Annotated in this window: 25 protein-coding genes; 20 read left to right on the top strand and 5 right to left on the bottom strand. The window is 74.9% G+C overall.

Annotated features, from left to right (window positions below; all coding sequences use genetic code 11):
* Positions 1 to 180: 180 nt before the first annotated feature.
* A complete protein-coding gene (gene truB / locus FMM08_RS13430; RefSeq protein WP_147926865.1) occupies positions 181 to 1,188 on the top strand; it encodes a tRNA pseudouridine(55) synthase TruB in 1,008 nt (335 codons plus the stop codon).
* Here the strand turns inward: truB and FMM08_RS13425 are convergent.
* Complete coding sequence (locus FMM08_RS13425) at positions 1,145 to 1,831, bottom strand: TetR/AcrR family transcriptional regulator (RefSeq protein WP_222710750.1); 687 nt, start codon at positions 1,829 to 1,831, stop codon at positions 1,145 to 1,147. The two genes, truB and FMM08_RS13425, sit on opposite strands and share 44 nt — an antisense overlap.
* Before the next feature lie 147 nt (positions 1,832 to 1,978).
* Here FMM08_RS13425 and FMM08_RS13420 point away from each other — a divergent pair, with 147 nt between their 5' ends.
* The 5 genes from FMM08_RS13420 (at position 1,979) to FMM08_RS13400 (ending at position 7,600) form a co-directional block, all read left to right on the top strand.
* Entirely contained in the window at positions 1,979 to 2,797 is an 819-nt protein-coding gene (locus FMM08_RS13420) for an SDR family NAD(P)-dependent oxidoreductase (protein ID WP_147926864.1), read from the top strand.
* 93 nt (positions 2,798 to 2,890) lie between these two features.
* Positions 2,891 to 4,147, top strand: coding sequence for a helix-turn-helix domain-containing protein (locus tag FMM08_RS13415; protein ID WP_222710749.1), 1,257 nt, complete (start codon positions 2,891 to 2,893; stop codon positions 4,145 to 4,147).
* A gap of 133 nt (positions 4,148 to 4,280) precedes the next feature.
* On the top strand, positions 4,281 to 5,798 hold the full coding sequence (gene adh / locus FMM08_RS13410; protein WP_147926863.1) for an aldehyde dehydrogenase: 1,518 nt from the start codon (positions 4,281 to 4,283) through the stop codon (positions 5,796 to 5,798).
* The gene (locus FMM08_RS13405) at positions 5,798 to 6,196 is read left to right on the top strand and encodes a DUF779 domain-containing protein (RefSeq protein ID WP_147926862.1); all 399 of its coding nucleotides are present in this window, start codon (positions 5,798 to 5,800) and stop codon (positions 6,194 to 6,196) included. The genes adh and FMM08_RS13405 overlap by 1 nt, the downstream gene beginning before the upstream one ends.
* A gap of 141 nt (positions 6,197 to 6,337) precedes the next feature.
* Positions 6,338 to 7,600 (top strand): S49 family peptidase, encoded by a 1,263-nt coding sequence (locus FMM08_RS13400; RefSeq protein WP_147926861.1) that lies wholly within the window; start codon positions 6,338 to 6,340, stop codon positions 7,598 to 7,600.
* An 81-nt stretch (positions 7,601 to 7,681) separates the two neighbouring features.
* Here the strand turns inward: FMM08_RS13400 and FMM08_RS13395 are convergent, their stop codons facing one another.
* Complete coding sequence (locus FMM08_RS13395) at positions 7,682 to 7,864, bottom strand: hypothetical protein (RefSeq protein ID WP_147926860.1); 183 nt, start codon at positions 7,862 to 7,864, stop codon at positions 7,682 to 7,684.
* A gap of 122 nt (positions 7,865 to 7,986) precedes the next feature.
* Between FMM08_RS13395 and FMM08_RS13390 the strand changes: the two genes are divergently transcribed.
* From FMM08_RS13390 to FMM08_RS13365, 6 genes are all read left to right on the top strand, one after another.
* Positions 7,987 to 9,033, top strand: a complete 1,047-nt coding sequence (locus FMM08_RS13390; protein ID WP_147926859.1) for a bifunctional riboflavin kinase/FAD synthetase — start codon at positions 7,987 to 7,989, stop codon at positions 9,031 to 9,033.
* Positions 9,034 to 9,179: 146 nt separating this feature from the next.
* Complete coding sequence (gene rpsO, locus FMM08_RS13385; RefSeq protein WP_147926858.1) at positions 9,180 to 9,449, top strand: 30S ribosomal protein S15; 270 nt, start codon at positions 9,180 to 9,182, stop codon at positions 9,447 to 9,449.
* Between the two features lie 252 nt (positions 9,450 to 9,701).
* Complete coding sequence (locus FMM08_RS13380) at positions 9,702 to 11,933, top strand: polyribonucleotide nucleotidyltransferase (protein ID WP_147926857.1); 2,232 nt, start codon at positions 9,702 to 9,704, stop codon at positions 11,931 to 11,933.
* 17 nt (positions 11,934 to 11,950) lie between these two features.
* On the top strand, positions 11,951 to 13,309 hold the full coding sequence (locus tag FMM08_RS13375; protein ID WP_147926856.1) for a M16 family metallopeptidase: 1,359 nt from the start codon (positions 11,951 to 11,953) through the stop codon (positions 13,307 to 13,309).
* Complete coding sequence (gene dapB / locus FMM08_RS13370) at positions 13,306 to 14,058, top strand: 4-hydroxy-tetrahydrodipicolinate reductase (protein ID WP_222710748.1); 753 nt, start codon at positions 13,306 to 13,308, stop codon at positions 14,056 to 14,058. Before FMM08_RS13375 ends, dapB begins: the two co-directional genes overlap by 4 nt.
* 1 nt (position 14,059) lies before the next feature.
* Positions 14,060 to 14,506, top strand: coding sequence for a hypothetical protein (locus FMM08_RS13365; RefSeq protein ID WP_147926855.1), 447 nt, complete (start codon positions 14,060 to 14,062; stop codon positions 14,504 to 14,506).
* 81 nt (positions 14,507 to 14,587) lie between these two features.
* Here the strand turns inward: FMM08_RS13365 and FMM08_RS13360 are convergent, their stop codons facing one another.
* Positions 14,588 to 15,454, bottom strand: a complete 867-nt coding sequence (locus tag FMM08_RS13360; protein WP_147926854.1) for a DUF4394 domain-containing protein — start codon at positions 15,452 to 15,454, stop codon at positions 14,588 to 14,590.
* 192 nt (positions 15,455 to 15,646) lie between these two features.
* Between FMM08_RS13360 and FMM08_RS13355 the strand changes: the two genes are divergently transcribed.
* Together FMM08_RS13355 and FMM08_RS13350 are read left to right on the top strand one after the other, a co-directional pair.
* Positions 15,647 to 16,186, top strand: coding sequence for a sigma-70 family RNA polymerase sigma factor (locus tag FMM08_RS13355; protein WP_147926853.1), 540 nt, complete (start codon positions 15,647 to 15,649; stop codon positions 16,184 to 16,186).
* Positions 16,173 to 16,916: a hypothetical protein gene (locus FMM08_RS13350; protein WP_147926852.1), complete on the top strand. Its 744-nt coding sequence runs from the start codon at positions 16,173 to 16,175 to the stop codon at positions 16,914 to 16,916. Before FMM08_RS13355 ends, FMM08_RS13350 begins: the two co-directional genes overlap by 14 nt.
* A gap of 48 nt (positions 16,917 to 16,964) precedes the next feature.
* Here the strand turns inward: FMM08_RS13350 and FMM08_RS13345 are convergent, their stop codons facing one another.
* Positions 16,965 to 18,194: a heparan-alpha-glucosaminide N-acetyltransferase domain-containing protein gene (locus tag FMM08_RS13345; protein WP_187279746.1), complete on the bottom strand. Its 1,230-nt coding sequence runs from the start codon at positions 18,192 to 18,194 to the stop codon at positions 16,965 to 16,967.
* Positions 18,195 to 18,213: 19 nt separating this feature from the next.
* Between FMM08_RS13345 and FMM08_RS13340 the strand changes: the two genes are divergently transcribed.
* The 3 genes from FMM08_RS13340 to FMM08_RS13330 all read left to right on the top strand — a co-directional run bounded on the left by FMM08_RS13340 (position 18,214) and on the right by FMM08_RS13330 (position 21,623).
* Positions 18,214 to 18,918 (top strand): HAD-IA family hydrolase, encoded by a 705-nt coding sequence (locus FMM08_RS13340; RefSeq protein WP_255472369.1) that lies wholly within the window; start codon positions 18,214 to 18,216, stop codon positions 18,916 to 18,918.
* A 198-nt stretch (positions 18,919 to 19,116) separates the two neighbouring features.
* Positions 19,117 to 20,538 carry a hemolysin family protein gene (locus tag FMM08_RS13335; protein WP_147926850.1) on the top strand — a complete coding sequence of 474 codons (1,422 nt, stop codon included), beginning with the start codon at positions 19,117 to 19,119 and terminating at the stop codon, positions 20,536 to 20,538.
* The gene (locus FMM08_RS13330; protein WP_147926849.1) at positions 20,535 to 21,623 is read left to right on the top strand and encodes a CNNM domain-containing protein; all 1,089 of its coding nucleotides are present in this window, start codon (positions 20,535 to 20,537) and stop codon (positions 21,621 to 21,623) included. The genes FMM08_RS13335 and FMM08_RS13330 overlap by 4 nt, the downstream gene beginning before the upstream one ends.
* A gap of 425 nt (positions 21,624 to 22,048) precedes the next feature.
* On the opposite strand, the gene pcp is transcribed toward FMM08_RS13330, so the two are convergent.
* Complete coding sequence (gene pcp / locus FMM08_RS13325; protein WP_187279745.1) at positions 22,049 to 22,717, bottom strand: pyroglutamyl-peptidase I; 669 nt, start codon at positions 22,715 to 22,717, stop codon at positions 22,049 to 22,051.
* 149 nt (positions 22,718 to 22,866) lie between these two features.
* Between pcp and FMM08_RS13320 the strand changes: the two genes are divergently transcribed.
* From FMM08_RS13320 to FMM08_RS13310, 3 genes are read left to right on the top strand one after another with little or no spacing between them, the layout of a single operon-like run.
* On the top strand, positions 22,867 to 23,622 hold the full coding sequence (locus FMM08_RS13320; protein ID WP_147926965.1) for a thymidylate synthase: 756 nt from the start codon (positions 22,867 to 22,869) through the stop codon (positions 23,620 to 23,622).
* Entirely contained in the window at positions 23,619 to 24,188 is a 570-nt protein-coding gene (locus tag FMM08_RS13315) for a dihydrofolate reductase (RefSeq protein WP_147926848.1), read from the top strand. Before FMM08_RS13320 ends, FMM08_RS13315 begins: the two co-directional genes overlap by 4 nt.
* A gap of 7 nt (positions 24,189 to 24,195) precedes the next feature.
* Positions 24,196 to 24,885: a YoaK family protein gene (locus FMM08_RS13310; RefSeq protein ID WP_147926847.1), complete on the top strand. Its 690-nt coding sequence runs from the start codon at positions 24,196 to 24,198 to the stop codon at positions 24,883 to 24,885.
* Positions 24,886 to 24,912: the final 27 nt, after the last annotated feature.

Genomic DNA, 24,912 nt, shown 5'->3' with positions numbered 1-24,912 from the left:
GACGGCCAGGCCACCCGCGGTGTAGAGCGTCCCGGTGGTGGTCGCGAGGACGTGGCGGGTGGCGACGTCGGGTCGCCGAGCGGGGCCTGTCTTCTCCACGTCCCACCGTCGGACGGCGGCGCGGGGCGCTGGAGCCCGGCGGCCGGCGACCACCCGGACGGCGGTCGGTAGCGTGCCGGGGTGCCGGCCCAGCAGAAGTCCGCCCCGACCGCCCAGCCCGCTCGGACCCGGCGCGAGCCTGCTCCCAGCGGCCTGGTGGTGGTGGACAAGCCGGCGGGCATGACCAGCCACGACGTCGTCTCCCGGGTGCGCCGGGCCGCTGGGACCCGCCGCGTCGGGCACGCCGGCACCCTGGACCCCAGCGCCACGGGGGTGCTGGTGGTGGGCGTCGAGCGGGCCACCCGCCTGCTGACCCACCTCGTGGGCGCCGAGAAGGAGTACCTGGCCACCGTCCGGCTCGGGGTGGCCACGCACACCGACGACGCCGAGGGGGACGTGCTCGCTCGGACGGACGCGTCCCACCTGGGCCGCGCCGACGTCGAGCGCGCCGTCGCAGCCCTCACGGGCGCCTTCGACCAGGTGCCGAGCACCGTCAGCGCCAAGAGGGTCGACGGGCAGCGCGCCCACGCCCTCGTCCGCGCCGGCCAGGAGGTGGTGCTGGAGGCGCGTCCCGTCGTCGTGAGCGCCTTCGAGGTGCTCGACGTGCGCCCCGCCCGCGACGAGCGGGCCCCCGAGGTCGCGGCGCTGGACGCCGACGTCCGGGTGGTCGTGAGCTCCGGCACCTACGTGCGGGCGCTCGCCCGCGACGCCGGCACGGCGCTGGGGGTCGGGGGGTCGCTGACGGCGCTGCGCCGCACGCGCGTCGGGGTGTTCGACGTGGACGGCGCAGTGCCCCTCGACCGCCTGCTGGAGGACGGCGCGGCGCCCCACCTGCTGGGCCTCGCCGAGGTCGCGCGGCGCGTCTTCCCGGTCGCCGAGGTCGACGCCGCCCTGGCGCGCCGCCTGGCGATGGGGCAGCGCCTGGCGGTGGCGCAGGTCGACCTGCCCGACGCCGCGGGAGGGCCGGTGGCGGCGCTCGGTCCGTCGGGCGAGCTGGTGGCGCTGGTGGAGGAGCGAGACGGAGCGGTGCGCCCCGTGCTCGTGCTCAGCGACCCGGCTGCGCCGGGAGGTGCGGACCAGCCGGGCTGACGAGGCGGGGCACCAGCGCCCGCACCGCGGTCACGAGGTCGTCCACGGCGTCGGCGTCTCCGCACAGGTGGCGCAGCAGCCCGAGCTGGAACGCGCCGTCGACGCAGGCGTAGACGGCGTCGGGCCCCAGCGCCGGGGACGTGCCGCTCAGCTCCGCGTAGCGGGCGACCACCGCCCAGACCATCGCCGACAGGGTCGCGTCGATCTCGAGCACGTCGGCGCGCAGCGCCGGCTCGACCATCGCCTGCGACCGCACGTCGTACCAGAGGCGGTGCTGGGCGGCCTCGGCGCGAGCCGTGCTCGCGAGCGCGTCCGAGAACCCCTCGAGGAGCTGCTCCGCCGTCGCGGCTCCCGCCAGGACGTGGTCGTAGCGATGCACGCAGACGGCGTTGTAGCGGCGCACCGCGTGCGTGATGAGGTCGAGGCGGTCGTCGAAGTAGTAGTGGAGCACCCCGTGGGAGAAGTCGGTGTTGGCGGCGATCTCCCGCAGGCTGGTCCGGGCGTAGCCCAGGTCGGCCAGGGTGGTCAGCGCCGCGTCGGCCAGCTCGTCGCGCCGGCGGGCGACCTTCGGGGAGCTCCTGTCGGCCGTCGGGGAGCGCGGCGCTGGAGCCGGTGCCACCTCCACGGCGTCCGCAGCGTCCACACCCCCAGTGTGCGGCAGCGGTCTCGTCGGCGACCACTGGACGCCCGTCCGACGATCTCTTGACGAGTGTCCAAGGACGTCTCTAGCGTTCGAGGCGCCCGCACCGCCGCGGGCCCTCCACGACGACGTGAGAGCAGGGAGTCCCCCGTGGGCAGCACCGTCGACCTGACCGGCAAGACCGCCCTCGTCACCGGAGCCGCGCGCGGCTTCGGGGCGACCACCGCCACGGCCCTCGCCGGGGCGGGCGCCTCCGTGCTCCTCACCGACGTCCTGGACGACCTGGGCCGTGAGACGGCCGAGTCGGTCGGCGCGGTGGCGGCCGAGCGGGGGGCGCGGGCGGTGTTCCAGCACCTCGACGTCACCGATGACGCCGGCTGGGAGGCCGCGACCTCCGCGGCCGTGCAGCAGCTCGGCGGTCTCGACGTCGTGGTGAACAACGCCGGCGTGGAGATCACGCGCCTCGTCGTCGACGCCGACCCCGCCGAGCTCGAGACGATGTTCAGGGTCAACGTCATCGGCACCACGCTCGGCACCAAGCACGCCTTCCGCACGATGCGCCCGGGCGGGGCGGCGGGGTCGGGCGGGGCCGTGGTCAACATCTCCTCGGTCGCCGCGACCATCGCCTTCCCCGGCATCGCCGGGTACTCGGCCTCGAAGTCCGCCGTGGACCGGCTCACCCGGGTGGCGGCCGCCGAGTCCGGGCGCCTGGGCTACGGGGTGCGCGTCAACTGCGTCTACCCCGGTCTGGTCCCCACGGAGATGGGCGTGAAGCTGGCGGTGGAGACCTCCGCGCTCGGCCTGTTCGAGAGCCCGGACGCCGCCGTCGCCGCCGTCGTCGGGCTCACCCCGCTGGGACGCCTCGGCGAGCCCGCCGACATCGCCGACGTGGTGCTCTTCCTCGCCAGCGACGCCTCCCGCTTCATGACCGGCGCGGGGGTCCCCGTCGACGGCGGGATGGGGATGTAGGCGGACCGGTCGGCCCTGGCAGCGCCCGCGCCGGGCACCTACCCTGGGGCCACGCCCGCGCGACGACGCCGGGCGGCGCGACCGGGAGGCCCAGTGACGGTGACGGTGGAGGCGCGGCGGCGCCGCGCCGAGATCGCCTCGGCGCGCGGAGCGCACCCCGCTCCCGCCGCCGGTCCGGCAGCGGTGCGCGAGGAGATCCGCGCCAGCTGGGCGAGGTCCGCGGCCACCGTGGCCCCCGACCTGGACGTCGCCCCGATGTCGGACCCCGACGACGTCGAGCGCGTCTGGCGCGGTTCCCCGCTGCAGCACGCCGTGCGCGTCATGGGGCCGCAGCTGGAGCGGGCCGCCGAGGACGGCGACCTCGTGGTCGCCGTGACCGACGCCTCGGCGCGCATCCTGTGGACCTCCGCCGGGCGGGTGATGCGCCGCCGGGCCGAGTCCGTGGGGTTCGCCCCCGGTGGCCGGTGGGACGAGGCCAGCGTGGGCACCAACGCCCTCGACCTCGCGCTGCGCACCGGGCAGCTGTCCACGGTGTGGTCGGCCGAGCACTTCGCCCACGCCGTCGAGGGCTGGGTGTGCTGGGCGGCCCCGGTCTACGACGAGCGCACCGGCCGCGCCCTCGGCGTCGTCGACCTCTCCACCACCTGGGACCGGGCGCAGCCGCTGGGACCGGCGACGGCCGGGGCCCTGGCGCAGCTGGTGCAGCACGCCGCCTCCACCGCCCGGTCCCGCTCCGACGGCCCGGACGGCCCTGCGGGACCGGTCGGTGCCACCGGCGGGCTCGCGGTGCAGGTGCTCGAGCTGCGGCTGCTCGGAGCGGGGGAGGCCCGCCTCGGTGGGCGGCGCCTGCAGCTGACGCGCCGCCAGCTGGAGGTCCTGGCGCTGCTCGCGCTGCACCCGGAGGGGATGTCCCTGCCGGAGCTGCACGCCTCCCTCTACGGCGACGCGCCGGTCACCACGTCGACCCTCAAGGCCGAGGTCAGCCACGTGCGCGCGGCGCTCGGCGGCGCCCTGACCTCGCGGCCCTACCGCCTCGCCCTGCCGGTGCGCACCGACGTCGACGCGGTGCTCGACGCCGTCGCCCAGGGGGAGCCGACCGCCGCCGCGGAGCGCTACGGCGGGGAGCTGCTGGCGGGCACGGAGTCTCCCGAGCTGCGCCAGCACGCCAGCTACGTCACCTGCGCGGTGCGGGAGGCGCTGCTGGCCGCACCCGCCGCCGAAGCGGCGCTGCGGTGGGCGCGCACCTGCCCGTGGGACGCCGAGGTGCTGTCGGCGGCGCTGGCGGCGGTGCCGGCGGGCGAGCCGTCCCGGGCGCTGCTCGCGGCGCGCCTGGCCGCCGCCGACCTCTGAGCGGAGCCCGCCGGGCCGACCAGCCGATCGACCAGACCGACCAGCCACCAACCGACGGCCAACCTCGTCTGAGTCAGCATCGGGGCATCCCCTCCCGGGGAGCACGACACTGAGGTCGAGCAGGAGGTTCGCGATGGCCTACGCCCAGCCCGGCACCGACGGCGCACTCGTCAGCTTCGACGAGCGCTACGACAACTACATCGGCGGCAAGTGGGTCCCGCCGGTGGAGGGCCGGTACTTCGACAACGTCTCGCCCGTCACCGGGCACGTGTTCACGCACGTCGCGCGGTCCACCAAGGCCGACGTCGACCTGGCCCTGGAGGCGGCGCACGGCGTCGCTCAGACCTGGGGCCGCACGAGCCCCGCGCAGCGCGCCAACACCCTCAACAAGATCGCCGACCGCCTCGAGGAGCACCTCGAGGAGCTCGCCGTCGCCGAGACGTGGGACAACGGCAAGGCGGTCCGCGAGACGCTCAACGCCGACCTGCCGCTCGCGGTGGACCACTTCCGCTACTTCGCAGGGTGCATCCGCGCCCAGGAGGGCGGCATCTCGCCCATCGACGACTCCACGGTGGCGTACCACTTCCACGAGCCGCTGGGCGTGGTCGGGCAGATCATCCCCTGGAACTTCCCGATCCTCATGGCCGTCTGGAAGCTCGCGCCGGCGCTCGCCGCGGGCAACTGCGTGGTGCTGAAGCCCGCCGAGCAGACGCCGTGGTCGATCCTCAAGGTGGTCGAGCTCATCGGCGACCTGCTGCCCGACGGCGTGCTCAACGTGGTCAACGGCTTCGGCGCCGAGGCGGGCAAGCCGCTGGCGTCCTCGGACCGGATCGCCAAGATCGCCTTCACGGGTGAGACGACGACGGGGCGGCTGATCATGCAGTACGCCTCGCAGAACCTCATCCCGGTGACGCTGGAGCTGGGCGGCAAGAGCCCCAACGTCTTCATGCCCGACGTCATGGCCGCGGACGACAACTTCCTCGACAAGGCGCTCGAGGGCTTCGCGATGTTCGCCCTCAACCAGGGCGAGGTCTGCACCTGCCCGTCGCGCGCCCTCGTGCACGAGTCCATCTACGACGAGTTCATGGACCGCGCCACGAAGCGCGTGGAGGCCATCGTCTCGGGCGACCCGCTCGACACCGCCACGATGATCGGCGCGCAGGCCAGCAACGACCAGCAGGAGAAGATCCTCAGCTACCTGCAGATCGGCCGCGAGGAGGGCGCCACCGTGCGCACCGGCGGTGGCAGGCGCTCCGTGGACGGCTTCCCCGACGGCTACTACGTGGAGCCGACGATCTTCGAGGGCTCCAACTCCATGCGCATCTTCCAGGAGGAGATCTTCGGCCCGGTGGTCTCGGTGACCAGGTTCTCCGACGAGGACGACGCCCTGCGCATCGCCAACGACACGCTCTACGGCCTGGGCGCCGGCGTGTGGACCCGCGACGCCAACACCGCCTACCGCCTGGGCCGCGGCATCCAGGCCGGCCGGGTGTGGGTGAACAACTACCACGCCTACCCGGCGCACGCCGCGTTCGGCGGGTACAAGCAGTCGGGCATCGGCCGCGAGAACCACAAGATGATGCTCGACCACTACCAGCAGACCAAGAACATGCTGGTCAGCTACTCGCCGGACAAGCTCGGCTTCTTCTGATGGAGCCTGCTCCAGGAGCGGCCGCCGCCTCGCGGGTGGACATCACCCCCGAGGCGGCGGCCCTGGTCGCGCAGCTCGCCGAGCAGCACGGGCCGGTGATGTTCCACCAGTCCGGCGGCTGCTGCGACGGCTCGTCGCCGATGTGCTTCCCCGACGGCGACTTCATCACCTCCGAGGCCGACGTGCTGCTGGGGGAGGTGGCCGGGGCGCCGTTCTGGATGTCGGCGTCGCAGTACGAGTACTGGAAGCACACGCACCTCACCGTCGACGTGGTCAAGGGCCGCGGCGCCGGGTTCAGCCTGGAGGCGCCGGAGGGCGTGCGGTTCCTCATCAGGTCCCGGCTGCTCACCGACGAGGAGGTCGCGCTCGCCGTGCCGTCGCGCGGCGGTGGGGACTAGCGCCGTCGTCGTCGTGGTCGTGCAGGAGACCCGCACCTGAGAGCCCGGGACGCGGGTCTCCTGCATGATCGCCAGCGGGTGCTCGGCGACGACGACGGATACGGTCGACGCACTGACGCCGACCCACGACGGAGCGCCCCCGTGAGCACCCCGCCCCCGCACGACCCGTACGCACCGCGACCGTCGGGCGACGTCCCGGAGGCGCTGCCTCCGCAGCGGTTCGACACCGTCCCCTTCACGCCGGGACCCCAGCAGGGGTTCCAGCAGGGGCCGCCGCAGCCGCCGCCGGTCCGGGCCCCGCGTCCCCGCGGCGGCTTCCGGCGCGGGTTCGGCCTGGGGCTCGGCGCCAGCCTGGGCGCGGGTCTGGTGCTCGGAGGGATCGCGGTGGTCGCCGGAGGCGCGCTCGTCGTCGCCCTCGTCGCAGGAGCGGCCTCGGTCGCCGGGTCCGCGGGTGGCGTCGCGGGCGAGCCGGCCAGCGAGACGGTCTGGGGAGACCCCGCGGCCACCGGCCGCCTGCTCGCCGTGCCCGTGACGGGGACGATCCTCGGCGGCACCGGTGACGGTTCGACGTTCGGGGCTGCGACCTACGGCTACGACGTGGCGCGGACCATCGACCTGCTCGGTCCCGACGACGCCGACGGCCTCCTGCTCGAGATGAACACCCCCGGCGGGACGATCCACGGCTCCCGGGCGATCGCCGACGCCGTGGAGCGCTACCAGAAGCGCACCGGCCACCCCGTGACCGCCTTCGTGCAGGGCCTGTCGGCCTCGGGCGGCATGTACGCCATGGCCGGCGCCGACGAGGTGCTCGTCGACCACGGCAGCCTGGTCGGCAGCATCGGCGTGGTCTCGGGCCCCTTCGAGCGCTACCGCGACGTGACGGGCATCCCCGGCTCGCTGCTGGCGCCCGGGGTGACCACCGAGGGCGGCATCACCCAGGAGTACCTGTCGCAGGGCAAGGGCAAGGACTTCGGCAACCCCTACCGCGACATGACCGCGGAGGAGCGCGCCGTCTGGACCGCCGGCCTGGCGCGCGAGTACGACGCCTTCGTCGCCTGGGTCTCCCAGGGCCGGGGCATCCCCGAGGCCACCGTGAAGGACCAGCTGGGCGCCTACCTCTACGACGCGCAGACCGCCGTGGACGTGGGCCTGGCCGACGCCGTGCTCGGCTACGACGAGGCCTACCGCCGCGCGGCCCAGGGGGCTGGTCAGGACCCCGAGGACACGCGCGTGGACCGGCTGGTCGGGCCGGGCGCGCTGGAGTCGCTGCTCGGTCTGGCCGCGCCGGACGCCGAGCGCCAGGCCCGGTCAGCGCTGGAGCCGGGCCGCAGCGCGGTCTGCGCCGGCGGCCCGGTGGTGCTCGCGTACCACGGCGACCTCGCCGCGGCCTGCGAGCACCGCTGAGACGGCGCTGCGCCCCCGGCGGGCTCGCGCCGGGGGTGCAGCGAGGGCCGGCTGGGGGCCGGGGCGATGGGCGAGCGGGGCTCAGCGGGGGGTGGTGCCCCCCGAGCCGCCGCGGCCGCCGAGGCGCGAGCGGAGCCCCTCGATCTTCGACCGGTTCTTGGGGTCCTTCGCGAACTCCTGCGCCTTGCGGCTGGCGGTGCTGATCGCGCGCTGCCCCTTCGGGCTGCGGGCGAAGCGGGTGAGCTTGTCGAGGATGCCTGCCATCCGTCCATGATCGGCCGAACCGGTCGCACCCGCACCCCGGCGGCGCCCGCGCGGGCACCCGGTGGGGTGCGGGTGCGGCCCCCCTCGGCGCTCTGCCCGGGGCGGCGTCCAGACTGTCGGTCGTGCAGCGGTGGTCAGGCCTCGAGGAGGTCCCGGCGGGCTTCGGCCCCTCCGTGGTGGCGCTCGGCAACTTCGACGGCGTGCACCGCGGTCACGCGAGCGTGCTGCGGGCCGTGGTGGCCCGCGCCCGCGCCCGCGGCGCCCAGGCCGTCGCCGTGACCTTCGAGCCGCACCCGCTGGCGGTGCTGCGCCCCCAGGCGGCCCCGCCCCTGCTGACCACGCTGCGGCGCAAGCTGGAGCTGCTGGAGCGGACGGGCCTCGACGCCGTCCTCGTGCTCCCCTTCACCCCGGAGCTGGCCTCCTGGTCCCCGGAGCGCTTCGTGGCCGACGTCATGGTGGGCGCGCTCGGCGCCGACGTGGTCTGCGCCGGGCGCGACGCGCGCTTCGGGAAGAACGGGGCGGGCTCGCTCGACGTCCTGCGCCAGCTGGGCGCCGAGCACGGCTTCGAGACCGTCGCCCTGGAGGACGTCCACGGCGAGGGCCACGGTGAGGGCCACGGTGAGGGCCACGGTGAGCAGGACGACGACGGCGGGCGCCGCTGGAGCTCGTCCTGGGTGCGCGAGCTGCTCGAGGCCGGCGACGCGGCGGGGGCGGCCGAGCAGCTGGGCAGGCCCCACCGCGTGGAGGGCGTCGTCGTCCACGGCGACCACCGCGGCCGCGAGCTGGGCTACCCCACCGCGAACCTCGGCCAGGTGGGCGTGCTCATCCCGGGTGACGGCGTGTACGCCGGGTGGCTGGTGCGCCTGGACCTGGCCGGCGCCACCGACGCCGAGGCCGCCACCCGCGGCGGCAGGGTCCTGCCGGCGGCGATCTCCATCGGCACCAACCCCACCTTCGACGGGCTGGAGCGCCGCCTCGAGGCGCACGCCCTGGTCGGCAGCGAGGCCTCCGCGAAGCTCGACCTCTACGGCGAGCGCGTGGGCGTGGACGTGGTGGAGCTGCTGCGGCCCACGCTGCGCTTCGACTCCGTGGACGCGCTCGTCGAGCAGATGGACGCCGACGTGGTCCGCTGCCGCCAGGTGCTCGCCGCCCACCCCGCTCAGGACTGAGGCGTCCAGGCCCCCACCAGGGCGTGGTGGGGGTGCAGGACTCGCGGCTGTAACATGGGGGTGCCGTTCGATCGGCCGCGGATCCAAGAGCCCGGGTGGACCAGCCCCGGAGCGCCGCGCAACGAGACTCTGCGAGGAGCACCACCATGCCGCTCGACGCCGCCACCAAGCAGCGCATCATGTCCGAGTACGCCACGGCCGAGGGCGACACGGGCTCCCCGGAGGTCCAGATCGCGATGCTGACGCAGCGCATCAAGGACCTCACCGAGCACTTCAAGGAGCACCCGCACGACCACCACAGCCGTCGTGGCCTGCTCCTGCTCGTCGGCCAGCGCCGCCGTCTGCTCAAGTACCTGACCAAGACGGACATCAACCGCTACCGCTCGATCATCGAGCGCCTCGGCATCCGCCGCTGAGCCTCCGCGACCCCCGGCCGGTGCCGGGGGTCGCTGCACTTCCCGCACCACCAGCAGCACCCAGAGTTCCCAGCCCGTCAGTGACGACCACTGACAGCACCGGGTGGTTCGCGCGAGGCCCGGTCCTCGACAGTGGCCGCCGGAACTCCCGCCCTCCGGGGCGGGAGCGGACCGGCGGCTTCGATCGATGGCCGGTCAGCGCCCGCTCGCGCCCGTGTGACCGACCGCCATCGAGAGAAAGAGAGGGAACCCGTGGAGGGTCCCGAGATCTCAGCCGCCACCGCCGTCCTCGACAACGGCACGTTCGGCTCCCGCACCGTCCGCTTCGAGACCGGCCGCCTCGCCAAGCAGGCCGCCGGCTCCGTCGCCGCCTACCTCGACGGCGAGACGATGCTGCTGAGCGCCACCACGGCCGGCAAGCACCCGCGCGACGGCTTCGACTTCTTCCCGCTCACCGTCGACGTCGAGGAGCGGATGTACGCCGCGGGGAAGATCCCCGGCTCGTTCTTCCGCCGCGAGGGCCGCCCCGGCACCGACGCGATCCTCACCTGCCGCCTCATCGACCGGCCGCTGCGCCCCTCCTTCGTGAGCGGCCTGCGCAACGAGGTCCAGGTCGTCATCTCGGTGCTCGCGCTGCACCCGGACGACCCGTACGACGTGCTGGCCATCAACGCCGCCTCCGCGTCCACCCAGCTGAGCGGCCTGCCCTTCTCGGGCCCGATCGGCGGCGTCCGCGTCGCCCTCATCGACGGCCAGTGGGTCGCCTTCCCGCGCCACTCCGAGATCGAGCGCGCCGTCTTCGACATGGTCGTGGCCGGCCGCGTCGTCGGTGACGACGTCGCGATCATGATGGTCGAGGCCGAGGCCACCGAGACCTCCTGGGACGCCATCAAGGGCGGCGCCCCGGCGCCGACCGAGGAGGTCGTCGCGCAGGGCCTCGAGGCCGCCAAGCCCTTCATCGCCGAGCTGTGCCGCGCCCAGGCCGAGCTGGCCGCCGCCGCCCAGAAGCCGGCCGTGGAGTTCCCGCGCTTCCTTGACTACCAGGACGACGTGCTCGAGGCCGTCAAGGCCGCCGGCACCGCCGACCTGACCGCTGCGCTGGCCATCGCCGACAAGCAGGAGCGCGAGGCCGCCACCGACGCCGCCAAGGCGAAGGTCCAGGAGACCCTCGCCGGACAGTTCGAGGGGCGTGAGAAGGAGGTCTCGGCCGCCTTCCGCTCGCTGAACAAGTCGCTCGTGCGCCAGGCGATCCTCCGTGACGGCACCCGCATCGACGGGCGCGGGCTGCGCGACATCCGCCAGCTCTCGGCCGAGGTCGACGTGCTGCCCCGCGTGCACGGCTCGGCGCTGTTCGAGCGCGGCGAGACCCAGATCCTGGGCGTCACCACGCTGAACATGCTCCGCATGGAGCAGCAGCTCGACACCCTCTCGCCGGTGACGCGCAAGCGCTACATGCACAACTACAACTTCCCGCCGTTCTCCACCGGCGAGACCGGGCGGGTCGGCTCCCCGAAGCGCCGCGAGATCGGCCACGGCGCCCTCGCCGAGCGGGCGCTCATGCCGGTGCTCCCCAGCCGCGAGGACTTCCCGTACGCCATCCGCCAGGTCTCCGAGGCGCTGAGCTCCAACGGCTCCACCTCGATGGGCTCGGTCTGCGCGTCCACGCTGTCGCTGCTCAACGCGGGTGTGCCGCTGCGCGCGCCCGTCGCCGGCATCGCCATGGGCCTCGTCTCCGCCGAGGTGGACGGTGAGACCCGCTACGCGGCGCTCACCGACATCCTGGGCGCCGAGGACGCGTTCGGTGACATGGACTTCAAGGTGGCCGGCACCTCCGAGTTCGTCACCGCCATCCAGCTCGACACCAAGCTCGACGGCATCCCCGCCTCGGTGCTGGCGTCCGCGCTCACCCAGGCCCGCGAGGCCCGCCTGCACATCCTGTCGGTGATGGCCGAGGCCATCGACAGCCCCGACGAGATGGCCGACACCGCCCCGCGCGTCATCTCCGTGAAGGTCCCGGTCGACAAGATCGGTGAGGTCATCGGCCCCAAGGGCAAGATGATCAACCAGATCCAGGACGACACGGGCGCCGACATCTCCATCGAGGACGACGGCACCGTGTACATCGGCGCCGTCGACGGCCCGTCGGCGGAGGCCGCGCGCAGCGCGATCAACGCCATCGCCAACCCGCAGATGCCCGAGGTGGGGGAGCGCTACGTCGGCACCGTCGTCAAGACGACCGCGTTCGGCGCCTTCGTCTCGCTGACGCCGGGCAAGGACGGCCTGCTGCACATCTCCAAGATGCGCGCGCTGGCCGGCGGCAAGCGCGTGGAGTCCGTGGACGACGTGGTCTCCGTGGGCCAGAAGATCCAGGTGGAGATCACCGAGATCGACCCGCGCGGCAAGCTCAGCCTGTCTCCCGTCACCGACGACGCAGCGGGGTCCTCCTCAGCGTCCGAGGCTGACGCGCCGGCTGCGGCGATCTGAGGGACTGACCCGCTGACATGACGGCTGTCCCCCTGCCCCTGGAGCAGGAGGGCACCCTGACCCTCTCCGGCCAGGACGCCGGCGCCACCGTGCGCCGCAGCGTCCTGGCCGGAGGCGTCCGGGTGCTCACCGAGTCGGTCCCCGGCCTGCGCTCGGCGACCCTGGGCGCCTGGGTGGGCGTCGGGTCGCGCGACGAGGCGGACGGCCACCACGGCTCCACGCACTTCCTCGAGCACCTGCTCTTCAAGGGCACCCGGAACCGCTCCGCCCTCGACATCGCCTCGGCGTTCGACGCCGTGGGCGGTGAGTCCAACGCCGCCACCGGCAAGGAGCACACCACCTACTACGCGCGGGTGCTCGACTCCGACCTGCCGATGGCCGTCGACGTCATCACCGACATGGTCACCTCCGCCGCGCTCGACCCCGAGGACCTCGAGGGTGAGCGCCAGGTGATCCTGGAGGAGCTGGCGATGAACGACGACGACCCCGTCGACGTCGTCCACGAGCGCTTCACCGAGCAGGTCTTCGGCGCCGGCACCCCGCTGGGCCGGCCCATCGGCGGCACCGCCCAGACCATCCTCGACGTGCCCCGCGACGCGGTGTGGGAGCACTACCAGCAGCACTACACCGCGCCCGGCCTCGTGGTGACCGCCGCCGGCGGTCTCGACCACAACGCGCTGTGCGCCTCGGTCTCCGCCGCCCTGACGGGGGCGGGGTGGCCCCAGGACGACCGCTCGCCCCTGCCGCGCCGGTCCTCCGGCGGCCGGGAGGCGCGCGGCATCGCGGACGGCCTGCCGGGCAGCACCGTCCTCACCGTCGACCGGCCCACGGAGCAGGCCAACGTGGTGCTCGGCGGCGCCGGGCTGCGCGCGGGCGACCCGCGCCGGCACGTCCTCGCCGTCCTCAACGCCGTCCTGGGCGGCGGCATGAGCAGCCGCCTGTTCCAGGAGGTGCGCGAGCGCCGCGGCCTGGCGTACTCCGTCTACTCCTTCTCCAGCGGCTACGCCGACGCCGGCCTCTTCGGCGTCTACGCCGGGTGCACGCCGTCGCGGGTGCCGCAGGTGGTGGAGCTGCTGGCCCGCGAGTGGGAGCAGCTGGCCACCGGTGGCCTGCGCGAGGGAGAGCTGGAGCGCGCCATCGGGCAGGTCAGCGGCGGGACGGTGCTCGCCCTGGAGGACTCCGGCTCCCGGATGTCGCGCCTGGGCAAGGCCGAGCTGGTGCACGGGGAGTACCTGTCCCTGGAGGACGCCCTCGCCCGCGCCGCCTCGGTCACCGCTGACGACGTGCAGCAGCTGGCTGCCGAGCTGTGGGCGGCGCCGCACCACCTCACCGTGGTCGGTCCCTTCGAGACCGACCCGGTGGAGGTCGCTCCGTGAGCGTGCGCGTCCTGGTGGTGGGGGCCGGCGGGAAGATGGGCCGGATGGCGTGCGACGCCGTCGGGTCCGCCCCCGACCTGGAGCTGGTGGCCCGTGCCGGGCGCGACGACGACCCCGCGGCCCTGGCCCAGGAGTCGGGTGCCCAGGTGGCCGTGGACCTGTCCGTGCCGTCCGCCTCACCGGGCGTCGTCGAGGCCCTCGTGGCCGACGGCGTGCACGTGGTGGTCGGCACCAGCGGCTGGGACGAGGCCGCGCTGGGCCGCCTGCGCGGCCAGCTCGGCGAGGCGCCGCAGGGCACCGGCGTCGTCGTCGTCCCCAACTTCGCGATCGGCGCGGTGCTCATGGTGCGCTTCGCGCAGCAGGCCGCTCGCTGGTTCACCTCCGTGGAGGTGCTCGAAGCGCACCACCCGGCCAAGGTCGACGCCCCCAGCGGCACCGCGGTGCGCACGGCGGAGCTGATCGCCCAGGCGCGCCAGGAGGCGGGGACCGCCCCGGCTCCCGACGCGACGGCCTCGGCGCTCGACGGCGCCCGCGGGGCCAGCGTCGGTGGCGTCCCCGTGCACAGCCTGCGGATGGCCGGGGTCATGGCCGCGCAGGAGGTCTGGCTGGGCAACCACGGCGAGGTCCTCACGCTGCGCCACGAGGCCACCGACCGGACCGCCTACGCGCCGGGCCTGCTGCTCGCCGTGCGAGAGGTGGCGCAGCGCCCGGGGCTCACGGTCGGCCTCGAGCACCTGCTCGGGGTCTGAGGTGAAGACCAAGGTCGTCGTCGGCCTGCTGCTGGCGCTGCTGCTGCTCTACCTGGTGCTGCTGGGGCAGCGCGGCGTGGTGCTCATCACCGACGGCACGCCAGCCGGAGCGGTGCTCGGGGTGGGGGTGCTCATCCTGCCGGTGGTGGTCGTGTGGGCCATCGCCCGCGAGCTGGCCTTCGGGGTGCGCACCGAGAAGATGGCGCACCAGCTGGAGCGGGAGGGGCGCCTCCCCCCCGACGACCTGCCCCGCAACGAGGCCGGCCGCATCGACAGGGACGCCGCCGACGCCGCCTTCGAGCGCTACCGCGCTGAGACGGAGGCCGCCCCCGAGGACTTCGGCTCCTGGTTCCGCCTGGCGTGCGCGTACGACGTCGCCGGAGACCGCAAGCGCGCCCGCGCCGCCATGCGACGGGCGGGCGCGCTGCACAAGGCCTCGACCACCTGAGCGGACGTCGGGCCGGCCCCCTCTTCCGGCCCGACGTCCGCGGTCAGCTGGGCCCTGGCAGGCCCTGGCCCACAGCCCGGCTCAGCGGGCCAGCGGCACCGCGATGTCGGTGACGCCGGCGGGCAGGTCGCCGACCTTCGAGGCGGAGCCGTTGGTGAGGTTGACCTCGTACAGCCCCTGCTTGCCGCCGACGGTCAGCGAGGCCCACGCCTTCGAGCCCACGGACCTGCCGTCGCGCAGCTCCGAGAGGACGTCGAAGCCCGCGTCGCCCTGCGCGTCCACGCCGAGGCCGCCCACCGGCACCAGGGCGCCGGAGTTGGCCGGGGACTGGATGAGCAGCTGGTCGCTGGCGGTGGAGATGTCGTAGAGGACCGTGCCGGTGCCGTCCGCGAGGTCGTTGTTCGTGTACGCCGCAGCCGTGACGCCCTTGGTGCCGTCCACGGGCGGGGTGGCCGTGGGGGAGTTCAGCGTCTTGTCGGCCACCGTCTGGGCGCCCGGGGTCGCGAACGGGTGGCGGAGGTTCTGGCCGGTGTCGCTGATGATGCGCAGCGCGTTGGCCGCCGGGTTGAAGTCCACCCCGAAGGCCGTGCCCTGCAGCCCGACGGTCAGCTGGGCGACCTTGGTGGCGGCGCCGTTGCCGGCGTCGAGGGTGTAGACGCCGCCCTTGTCGCCGACGCCGTAGAGCTTGCCGTCCTGCACGCGGTGGTCGATGCCGACCAGCTTCGCGTCGCCCTGCAGCCCCGTGACCTTGGCGCTCGCGCCGGCCTGGACGCCCTTGCGGACCTTCAGCTGCACCAGCGACGTGCCCTCGGAGGCCAGCCCGACCACGCTCTGGCCGCCCCCGTGCCCCTTGCCCTTGCTCTCGTGGGCCTGGGCGGCGCCCATGCCGACGGCGGACAGGACCAGCGCTCCGGCAGCGGCGGCGGTGGCGGTGCGGGTGAGTCGCATCAGGGTCTCCTCGTGTGAGCGGCCCCTCCGTCTTCCGGAGGGGGTTCACCCGGTCCTACGACGCCCGGATCGCCCGCGTTCACCGTGATCTGTACTTTTTCGCAGACCGGCCTCGGACCGGTCACCGGCCGGTCGCTGGCCGGGGTCGGGCTGGCGGGTCGAGCTGGCGGGTCGAGCGGGCGGGGGAGCGGAGTGGGGCGCAGCGCCTTCGACGTGCGCGCCGCGCACGCCGAGCACGGCGCCACCCTCGTGGCCTTCGCCGCGAGCGCCCTGCGGGACCGGGCCCTGGCGGAGGACTGCGTGCAGGAGGTGTTCCTGCGCGCGTGGCGCTCCGCGGACCGCCACGACCCCGACCGGGGTTCGGTGCGCACGTGGCTGTTCGCCATCGCGCGCAACGTGGTGGTCGACGCCGCCCGCGCCCGGGCGCGGCGGGCGCCCGTGGTCGCGGACGGATCCGTGCCGGAGGTCGCGGACCCCCGTGACGCACCGGCCGCCGTGGTGGAGCGCATGCGGCTGGCGCAGGCGCTCGCGGGGTTGAGCCTCGAGCACCGCCAGGTGGTGGTCGAAGTCCATCTGAACGGACGCGACTACGCGGACGTATCACAGGAGACGGGTGTGGCGGTGGCCACGCTCCGCACGAGGATGTTCTACGCGCTCAAGGCGCTCCGCACCGCGCTGGGGGCCGACCTGACCGACGACCGGGGAGGAGTGGACGACGGTGGACGACGCTGACCGCGCCCTGCTCGCCGCCGCGGCGACCGGTCACCTCCACGACGACGAGCGCGCCCAGCTCGACGCGCTCCTCTCCCGGGACGCGTCCGCGGCGGCCGAGCTGGCGGAGCTGCGGGCGGTGCTGGCAGAGCTGGAGCCGCTGCGGGACCCCGCCGCGGCCTGGGAGGAGCGGCCGGCGCCTCCGCTGGCGGCGGTCCCGGAGCCGGCTCCGGCGCCGCGCGCAGCGCCGGTCGTGGACCAGCTGCCCCACCGGCTGCCCCGCCAGCTGCCCCGCCAGCACCGCCCGGTGCGGCGGACCGCAGCCCTGGCGCTGGCCGCCTGCCTGCTCCTCGCCGTCGGCGGGGTGGGCGGGGCGCTCGTTCGCGGCGCCGTGGACGAGCGCGCTCGGGCCGCGGTGGTCGCCGGTCCCCCCGGCACGCTCGGGGCGGTCGAGCGGGTGAGCGCGCAGACGAGCGCCGGCGTGGGCGCCACGGCGTCGGTGGTGGCGCACACGTGGGGCACGGAGACCCTCCTCGAGCTCACCGGCCTGGAGGCCGGCCGGACCTACCAGGTGGTGGTGGTCGACGACGCCGGGACGGCGGTGGTCGCGGGGACGCTGATCGGCACCGGCGGCGAGGTCGACTGCACGATGAACGCCGCGGTGCTGCGCGCCGACGCCTCCCGCGTGCAGGTGCTCGCCCCAGACGGCGCGGCCGTGGTGAGCGCCGACCTGCCGCCCGTCACCGCCTGACCCCTCCCCTCCATGATCACGGTGGGAAGGTGCCTGGGAAGTCCATGATCACAGGGAGGGGGTCCGCCGCAGGACGGCGGACCGGGCGGCGCGCGTGGCGCGCGCGGCCACCGCCTCCAGCGGCCCGCGCAGGCCCGCCTCGCGCACGGCGAGCCCGACGACCACGGCGGCCGCGGCGTGGAACAGCCACGCGGCCTCACCGCCGAGCACCTCGCCCGTCGGGCGCGAGGTCACCACGTGCAGGGAGTACAGCGTCAGCGTCATGGCGCCGGCTCCCGCCAGCGGCGCGAGCGACCACGGCACGGCCCGGCCCACCAGCAGGGCAGCGCCCAGCATGGCGAGGGCGCTGCCGGTGGTGCCGACGAGGTCGAAAGGCGTCGCGGAGTGCGGGGTGTCGATGAGCAGCCACGCCCACGTCGTCGTCGGCGTGGCCCCGGGCAGGAACGTGTCGAGCGCCAGCGGCAGGTCGGTGACGCCCCACGACGGCGGCGCCTGGCCCTGGAGGACCTGCTCGCCACCGGCGGCGCCCAGCGCTGCCGCCGACGCCAGCGGCGCCACCACGGCCGCCGCGGCGCCCGTGGCCAGCAGCCACCCCGCCACCACCGCCCGCTGCAGCGGCAGGCGCCCCACGGCCATGCCCACCAGCAGGTACCCGGTCCAGGTGAGCACCGGGTAGACGCCCGTGACGAACAGCCCGGTCAGCAGCTCCAGCGGGTGCAGCAGCGAGGCCGGCGAGGGGACGTCGAAGGTGGGCGCCCCGCCCGGGCCGGAGACCAGCGGCCGCACCAGGCGCGCCACCACCGGGCCGACCAGCAGCCACGCGCCGCCCAGCAGCGCCAGGGTGCGGAAGCGCAGCCCCACGAACAGCGCCGCCACGGCGAAGAGCAGCCCGTAGTAGACGAGGATCACGTAGATGTAGCCGGGTGCGAGGCCGACCAGCAGGCCCACGCCGCCCACCACTCCAGCGCGGGCCAGCACCCCGGCGCGGGCGGCTCTCAGCTCCAGCCCCCGCGGTGGGTCGGTGCGGCCCGTCGACAGCGCCAGGCCGACGCCGGCGAGCACCGCGAACAGCGCGGACGCGCGGCCGCTGAACACCTCGTACACCCAGCTGACGCCGCCGTCGGCGGTGGTCCGCGAGACCAGGTGCGTGCCCATCATCCCCAGCAGCGCCAGACCGCGGGCGGCGTCGACGCCGACCAGGCGCTCGCGGCGGGGAGCGGCGAGCGCCGTCGAGCGGGCTGCGCCGCCAGGACCGGGGCCGCCGGCGGGGGTGCTCACCCCCTCTAGTCTGCCCGCCGTGGACACCCAGCCCCTGCCCGCGCCCGAGGGCCTGCCCCTCGGCCTGGACTCCCTGACCGGTCGGACCTTCGACGCCGTGCTCTTCGACATGGACGGCACGCTCATCGACTCCGGCCCGGTGGTGGTGCGGTCCTGGTTCCGCTGGGCCGAGGAGGAGGGCGTCGACCCGGCGCTGCTCGCGGGCAAGCACGGCATCCCGTCGGCGCAGATCGTGGCGGAGCTGGTGCCGCCCGAGCGGTGGGCCTCCGCCACCCAGCGCATCGACGACATCGAGGTGGCCGACACCGACGGCATCGTCGTCCTGCCCGGCGCCCGCGAGGCCCTCTCCGCGCTGCCCGCCGGCCGGGTGGCCATCGCCACCTCCTGCACCCGCCCGCTGGCCGTGGCGCGCATCGGGGCGACGGGCCTGCCGGCGCCCGCCGTGGTCGTCACCGCCAGCGACGTCGAGCGCGGCAAGCCCGACCCCGCCCCCTACCTGCTCGCCGCGCAGCGGCTCGGGGTCGACCCGGCTCGCTGCCTCGTGGTGGAGGACGCCCCCGCGGGCATCGCCGCCGGGCGCGCCGCGGGCTGCGCGACGCTGGCGGTGGCCTCCACGCACCGCGTCGAGGAGCTGGTCGCCGCGCGGGCCGACGCCGTCGTCGTCGACCTGTCCGGTGTGCTGCTCGAGGGGGACGACGACGGCGTGCGCCTGCTGCCGGCGTGAGGCGCCTCACCGCGGCGGGTGATCTCCGGCTGGCGATCACACCCCGGTGCGGCACCATGGGGTGCTCCCGCGGCGCCCAGACCGGACGCCGCCCGAGCACCCCCGGAAGGTCATGACCGCCTCGCGCGATCGCTCCCCGAGGTCTCCCAAGGAGCCTCGAAGTCCCCGCTCTGCACTCCTGGTGACGGGTGGTGAGCGGTGAGCGCGGTCCTGCTCCTGCTCGCCGGGCTCGTCGTGGTGGTGGTGATCACCGCCGGCACCGCGTACTTCGTGGCCCAGGAGTTCGGCTACATGTCGGTCGACAGGTCGCGCCTGCGCGCCCGGGCCGAGAAGGGCGACGCCGCGGCCACGCGCGCCCTCGACATCACCCGCCGCACCTCGTTCATGCTCTCCGGCGCGCAGCTGGGGATCACCGTCACCGGCCTGCTGGTCGGCTACACGGCCGAGCCGCTCATCGGGCAGGCCGTGTCGCAGCTGCTCGGCGTGGCCAGCGTGCCCTCCGGCGTGGGCCTGGCCATCGGCACCGTCGCGGGCCTGCTGCTCGCCACGTTCATCCAGATGCTCCTGGGCGAGCTGTTCCCCAAGAACTACGCCATCGCCCGGCCCGAGCAGACCTCCACGGCCCTGGCCGCGTCCACGAAGCTCTACCTGGCGCTGTTCGGGTGGGTCATCACGGTCTTCGACGCCGCCTCCAACGCCCTGCTGCGGCTGCTGCGCATCGAGCCCGTCCACGACGTCGACTCCACCGCCACGGCGCGAGACCTCGACCACATCGTCAGCGCCTCCCGCGAGAGCGGTGACCTGCCCGCGGAGCTGTCGGTGCTGCTGGACAGGATCCTCGACTTCCCCGACCGCGACGCCGAGCACGCGATGATCCCGCGGCCCCGCACCGACGTCGTGCGTGCGGGCACCACCGTCAGCGAGCTGCGCGAGCTCATGGCCACCGGCCACTCCCGCTACCCGGTGGTGGACGACGACGAGGGCGTGGTGGGCGTCGTGCACCTCACCGACCTGCTCGACGCAGGCCCCTCCGTGCGGAGCGCGGGCGACCTCGCCCGGCCGCCGCACCTGGTGGCCACCAGCACGCCGCTGCCGGTGGCGCTGCGGTCCATGGCCGCCGCCCGTACGCAGCTGGCGTGCGTCATCGACGAGCACGGCGGCCTCGCCGGCGTGCTCTCGGTGGAGGACATCGCCGAGGAGGTCGTCGGTGAGCTGACCGACGAGCACGACGACCCCGCCGACGCGGCCGGCGGCCCGCTGCAGTCCGCCGGCGACGTCTGGGAGGTCTCCGGCCAGGAGCCCCTCGACGAGGTCGAGCGCCTCGTGGGCCACGACTTCCCCGACCACCACGACGCCGAGACGCTCGCCGGTCTGGTCATCCACGCCCACGGCACCCTGCCGGCCGTCGGCGAGGTGGTGGAGGTCGAGCTCCCGCCCGACCCGGCCTCGGTGCTGGAGGACGAGCCCGACGCGCCGTGGGTGCTGCGGATGGAGGTGCTCGCCGTCGAGCGGCACGTCCCGAGCCGGGTGCGGATCGAGCTGGCCGGCGGCCCCGCCGGTGGACGGGACGATCAGCGCTCCGACGAGCAGACCGACCGCGCTGAGGAGGTGCCCGCATGAGCTGGTTCGAGGTCACCGGCTGGACCGCGCTCATCATCGCCCTCTCGGCGTTCTTCGTGGCCGTCGAGTTCGCGATGCTCGCCGCCAAGCCCTACCGCCTGGAGGACGCCGCCTCCCGCTCGCGCTCGGCGCGGGCGGCGCTGAAGTCGTCCAACGAGCTCACCGTGGTGCTGGCCGGCTGCCAGCTGGGCATCACCGCCTGCACCCTGGCGCTGGGCGCCATCACCAAGCCCGCGGTGCACTACGCCATCACGCCGCTGCTGGAGACCGCCGGCCTGCCCTACTGGGTAGCCGACGTCATCGCGTTCGTCCTCGCCCTGGTGGTGGTGACGTTCCTGCACCTCGTGGTGGGCGAGATGGCGCCGAAGTCGTGGGCGATCGCCCACCCGGAGACCTCGGCGACGCTCCTGGCGCTGCCGATGCGGGCGTTCATGCTGGCCACGCGGCCGGCGCTGCTGCTCATGAACGAGATGGCCAACGCCATGCTGCGCCGCATCGGCGTGGAGCCCGTCAACGAGAAGCAGGACAGCTCGAACTCCGACGACCTGCGCCAGCTGGTGGAGCACTCCGCCAGCGTCGGTGCGCTCGACGCGAGCTACCGGGCGCGGATCACGGGTGCGCTCGACCTGGAGCAGCTGACCCTCGCCGAGGTGCTCCCGCAGCGCCCCGTCATCACGTCCGTCCCCGCGGACGCGTCGGCGCAGCGGGTGCGGGAGGTCAGCCGCAGCACCGGGCACCTGCGGGTGCTCGTGGAGGACGGCGACGGCGTGCCCCGCCGCGTGGTCCACGTGCGCGACACGCTGCTGCTGGCCGACGGCGCCCCCGTGGCCGACCGCTCCTCCGAGGTCCTCACGATGGACCCCGGCACGCCGCTGGGGACGGCGCTCGCCGCGATGCGCCGCACCAGCAGCCAGCTGGTGCTGGTGCGCGCCGACGGCGCCGCCGCGCAGGGCGTGGTCACCGTCAGCGACATCATCGGCCGGCTCTTCCCCGAGACGGTCAGCACGCCCGAGCCCGCCCGGGCCGGCGGCGCGCCGTCGCCGTCGCGCCGGGCGCTCGGCACCAGCGCCGCCACCGCCCGCTGAGGTCGGCGCGGCGCGCCCCGGGAGACCGCGGCGCGTCGCGCCGGCCCCTCGGCAGCCCTCCTCGTCGGTACGGGGGCGCCCTGTGCCAGTCCTACTGGCACAGGGCGCCCCCGTGCCGATGAGGGACTGGCGTGGCTCCACCCAGCCTGCGTCCGGTGGTGGTGGTCGCCGCTCAGCAGCCGCTCCAGGACGACGACCGCCCCGCGTCTGTCCGGCTGCGCCTCCGCGGTGCAGTCCGGGGTCACAGCGGGTCCGGTCCTGGCCCTGGACCGCACCGGCGTGGTCTTCCACCCGCACGTGCCGCGGAGAGTGCGACAAGGGCGGCCTCGAGAAGGGCACGTGCTAGGGAAGGTGCGGGAAGGGCGCGCGGGCACGGGAGCCCGGGGCGCGGCGCAGACGGAGCGCGCCGAGAGGCAGAGGGCGGCTCAGTGCAGGGCGCCACCGGGGACGTGCAGGTCGGCCCGGTGCTCCAGCGCCGCCCGCACCACGGCAACCAGGGCCCGGGCCAGCTGCTCCAGCGGCAGGGCCGGTACGTCCGGCGGGTGCGGCAGGTCGCTCGCCCACGGCAGGTGGACGAAGCCGCCGCGGGCGCGGTCGTCGTCCTCCTCCAGGTGGCACATCAGCGCGGCGAAGACGTGGTTGCAGACGAACCCGCCCGCACTGGCCGACAGCGCCACGGGCACCCCGGCCTCCGCGACAGCGCGGACCGCGGCCTTCACCGGCAGCGTGGCGAACCAGGCCGCCGGGCCGCCCGGCACCGAGGGGACGTCCACGGGCTGGGCGCCCGCGGCGTCGGGGATGCGGGCGTCGTCGAGGTTCACCGCCACCCGCTCCACGCGCACCGCGGCGGTGCCGCCCGCCAGACCGGCGCAGACGACGACGGCGGGCCGCACCTCGTCGACGGCGGCGCGCAGCAGGTGCGCGCTGCGTCCGAACTCCACCGGCAGCAGCCGGGTCTGCACCTCGATCCGGCGCGGCCGTTCGTCGGCCAGCAGCTGAGCCGCCCGCTGCACCGCCGGCCAGGAGGGGTTGGCCTCGTCTCCGGCGAAGGGCTCGAAGCCGGTGAGCAGCACGCGGGTCGCTGGTCCGTCCACCCGTCCATGGTGCAGCGCCTCGTCGCCGTCGCCGGGCTGTCACCTGCGCGGTCTAGCCTGCCGCGGTGACCTCGGAGCAGCACGCGCCCGCCGCCCGCCAGGCCGACGGACCCGTCGACCGCCAGTACGAGGACCTCCTCGCCCACGTGATGGCCCACGGCGCCACCAAGAGCGACCGGACGGGCACCGGCACGCGCAGCGTGTTCGGCGCCCAGCTGCGCTACGACCTGTCCGCCGGGTTCCCGCTGGTCACCACCAAGCGCGTGCACCTGCGCTCGATCGTCGCCGAGCTGCTGTGGTTCCTCCGCGGGGACGGCAACGCCCGCTGGCTGCAGGAGCGCGGCGTCACCATCTGGGACGAGTGGGCCGGTCCCGACGGTGACCTCGGCCCGGTCTACGGCGTGCAGTGGCGCTCCTGGCCCACCCCTGACGGCGGCACCGTCGACCAGCTCGCGCAGGTGCTCGACACCCTGCGGCGAGACCCCGACTCCCGCCGCATGCTCGTCTCGGCCTGGAACGTGGCCGAGCTGGACAAGATGGCGCTGGCGCCCTGCCACGCCCTGTTCCAGTTCTACGTGGCCGACGGGCGCCTGTCGTGCCAGCTCTACCAGCGCAGCGCGGACCTGTTCCTGGGCGTGCCGTTCAACATCGCCAGCTACGCGCTGCTCACGCACCTGGTCGCTGCCGAGGTCGGGCTCGCCGTCGGCGACTTCATCTGGACCGGCGGCGACTGCCACGTCTATGACAACCACGTCGAGCAGGTCCGCGAGCAGCTGTCCCGGGAGCCGTACCCCTTCCCGCAGCTGCACCTGCGCCCGGCGCCGCTGTTCGAGCACGCCATCGAGGACGTCGAGGTGGTCGGCTACCGCCACCACCCGACCATCAAGGCGCCGGTGGCGGTGTGAGCACCTCGAGCACGGCGAGCACCCCCGGCGGCAGGGTCGGGGCCGTCTGGGCGCAGGACCGCTCCGGCGTCATCGGCGCCGACGGCGACGTCCCCTGGGACGTGCCCGAGGACCTCAAGCACTTCAGCCGCACCACCCGCGGGCACGGCGTGGTCATGGGCCGCGCCACGTGGGACTCCCTGCCCGAGCGCTGGCGGCCGCTGCCCGGTCGCCGCTGCGTGGTGCTCACCCGCGACCCGTCGTGGTCGGCGCCGGGCGCCGTGACGGCCACGACGCTCGCCGAGGCGCTCGAGGCCGCCGCCCAGCCCGGTGAGGGCGCCGACGGCGAGGTCTGGGTCATCGGCGGCGCGCAGGTGTACGCCCTCGCCCTGGCCGAGGGCGCCCTCGACGTCCTCGCCATCACCGAGGTGGACCTCGACGTCGAGGGGGACCGCGCCGAGCAGGCGCTCGCCCCCGAGGTCGACCCGGCGGCCTGGACCGCCGTCCGCCGCGACCCCGACGGCGGCGGCTGGGCCACCGCGGAGAACGGCACCCGCTACCGCATCACCTGGTACGAGAGGAGCTGACCGGCAGGTGGGTCTGCGCAGCAGGCCGGAGTCGCTCGCCGTGGCCTCGCTGCTCGCGGCGACCGGAGGGTTCGTCGACGCCCACACGTTCCTCGCCCGCGGCGGGGTGCTCGCCGGGGCGCAGACCGGCAACATCATCCTGCTGGCCGCCGCAGCCGGAGGCGGTGACGTCGCCAAGGCGCTCAGCCACGTGCCGAGCATCTTCGCCTTCATGGTCGGGGTGCTGCTGACCGAGGTGATGGCCGGAGACCGCGTGCGGCGGCTCCTGCGCCGTCCGGTGCGCGTGGTGCTGCTCCTGCAGGTGGTGGTGCTGGTGGCGGTCGGCTTCATCCCGCGGGCCCCGGACATCTCGGTGACCAACTCCCTCACGGGGGCCGCTGTCGCGTTCGCGGCGGCGATGCAGTTCAGCGTGTTCCGCTCCGTGAGGGGGCTGTCCTACACGAGCACCTTCGCCTCGGGGAACCTCCGCAGCTTCATCGAGGCGACCTACCGCTGGGTCCGCGGGCGGGGAGGGCCGACAGGGGGGCGCCAGGCGGGCGACCTCGGCGCTGTGCTCCTGTCCTTCGTCGCCGGGGCGGTGATCGGCGGGTTCGCCACGGACGCCTGGGGCGTGCGGGCCATCTGGGTGGCGCCGGTGGTGCTCCTGGCGGTGCTCGCCCTCCTCGTGGTGGAGACCCGGCGCCTCGAGCGCGCCTGACGTCCGGCCCGTCTGACGTCTGGCCCG

This window comes from Quadrisphaera setariae (assembly GCF_008041935.1).
GTDB lineage: Bacteria > Actinomycetota > Actinomycetes > Actinomycetales > Quadrisphaeraceae > Quadrisphaera > Quadrisphaera setariae.
The sequence above is the reverse complement of the archived record's forward strand: the minus strand, read 5'-3'. Positions and strand labels throughout refer to the sequence as shown.

What these genes read in the sequence shown, in the direction of transcription:
- adh (WP_147926863.1), top strand. Translation starts at nt 4,281, where the DNA reads ATGGCCTACGCCCAGCCCGGCACCGACGGCGCACTCGTCAGCTTCGAC.
- FMM08_RS13395 (WP_147926860.1), bottom strand. Translation starts at nt 7,864, where the DNA reads ATGGCAGGCATCCTCGACAAGCTCACCCGCTTCGCCCGCAGCCCGAAG.
- FMM08_RS13330 (WP_147926849.1), top strand. Translation starts at nt 20,535, where the DNA reads ATGAGCTGGTTCGAGGTCACCGGCTGGACCGCGCTCATCATCGCCCTC.
- FMM08_RS13360 (WP_147926854.1), bottom strand. Translation starts at nt 15,454, where the DNA reads ATGCGACTCACCCGCACCGCCACCGCCGCCGCTGCCGGAGCGCTGGTC.
- FMM08_RS13320 (WP_147926965.1), top strand. Translation starts at nt 22,867, where the DNA reads ATGGCCCACGGCGCCACCAAGAGCGACCGGACGGGCACCGGCACGCGC.
- FMM08_RS13405 (WP_147926862.1), top strand. Translation starts at nt 5,798, where the DNA reads ATGGAGCCTGCTCCAGGAGCGGCCGCCGCCTCGCGGGTGGACATCACC.
- rpsO (WP_147926858.1), top strand. Translation starts at nt 9,180, where the DNA reads ATGCCGCTCGACGCCGCCACCAAGCAGCGCATCATGTCCGAGTACGCC.
- FMM08_RS13375 (WP_147926856.1), top strand. Translation starts at nt 11,951, where the DNA reads ATGACGGCTGTCCCCCTGCCCCTGGAGCAGGAGGGCACCCTGACCCTC.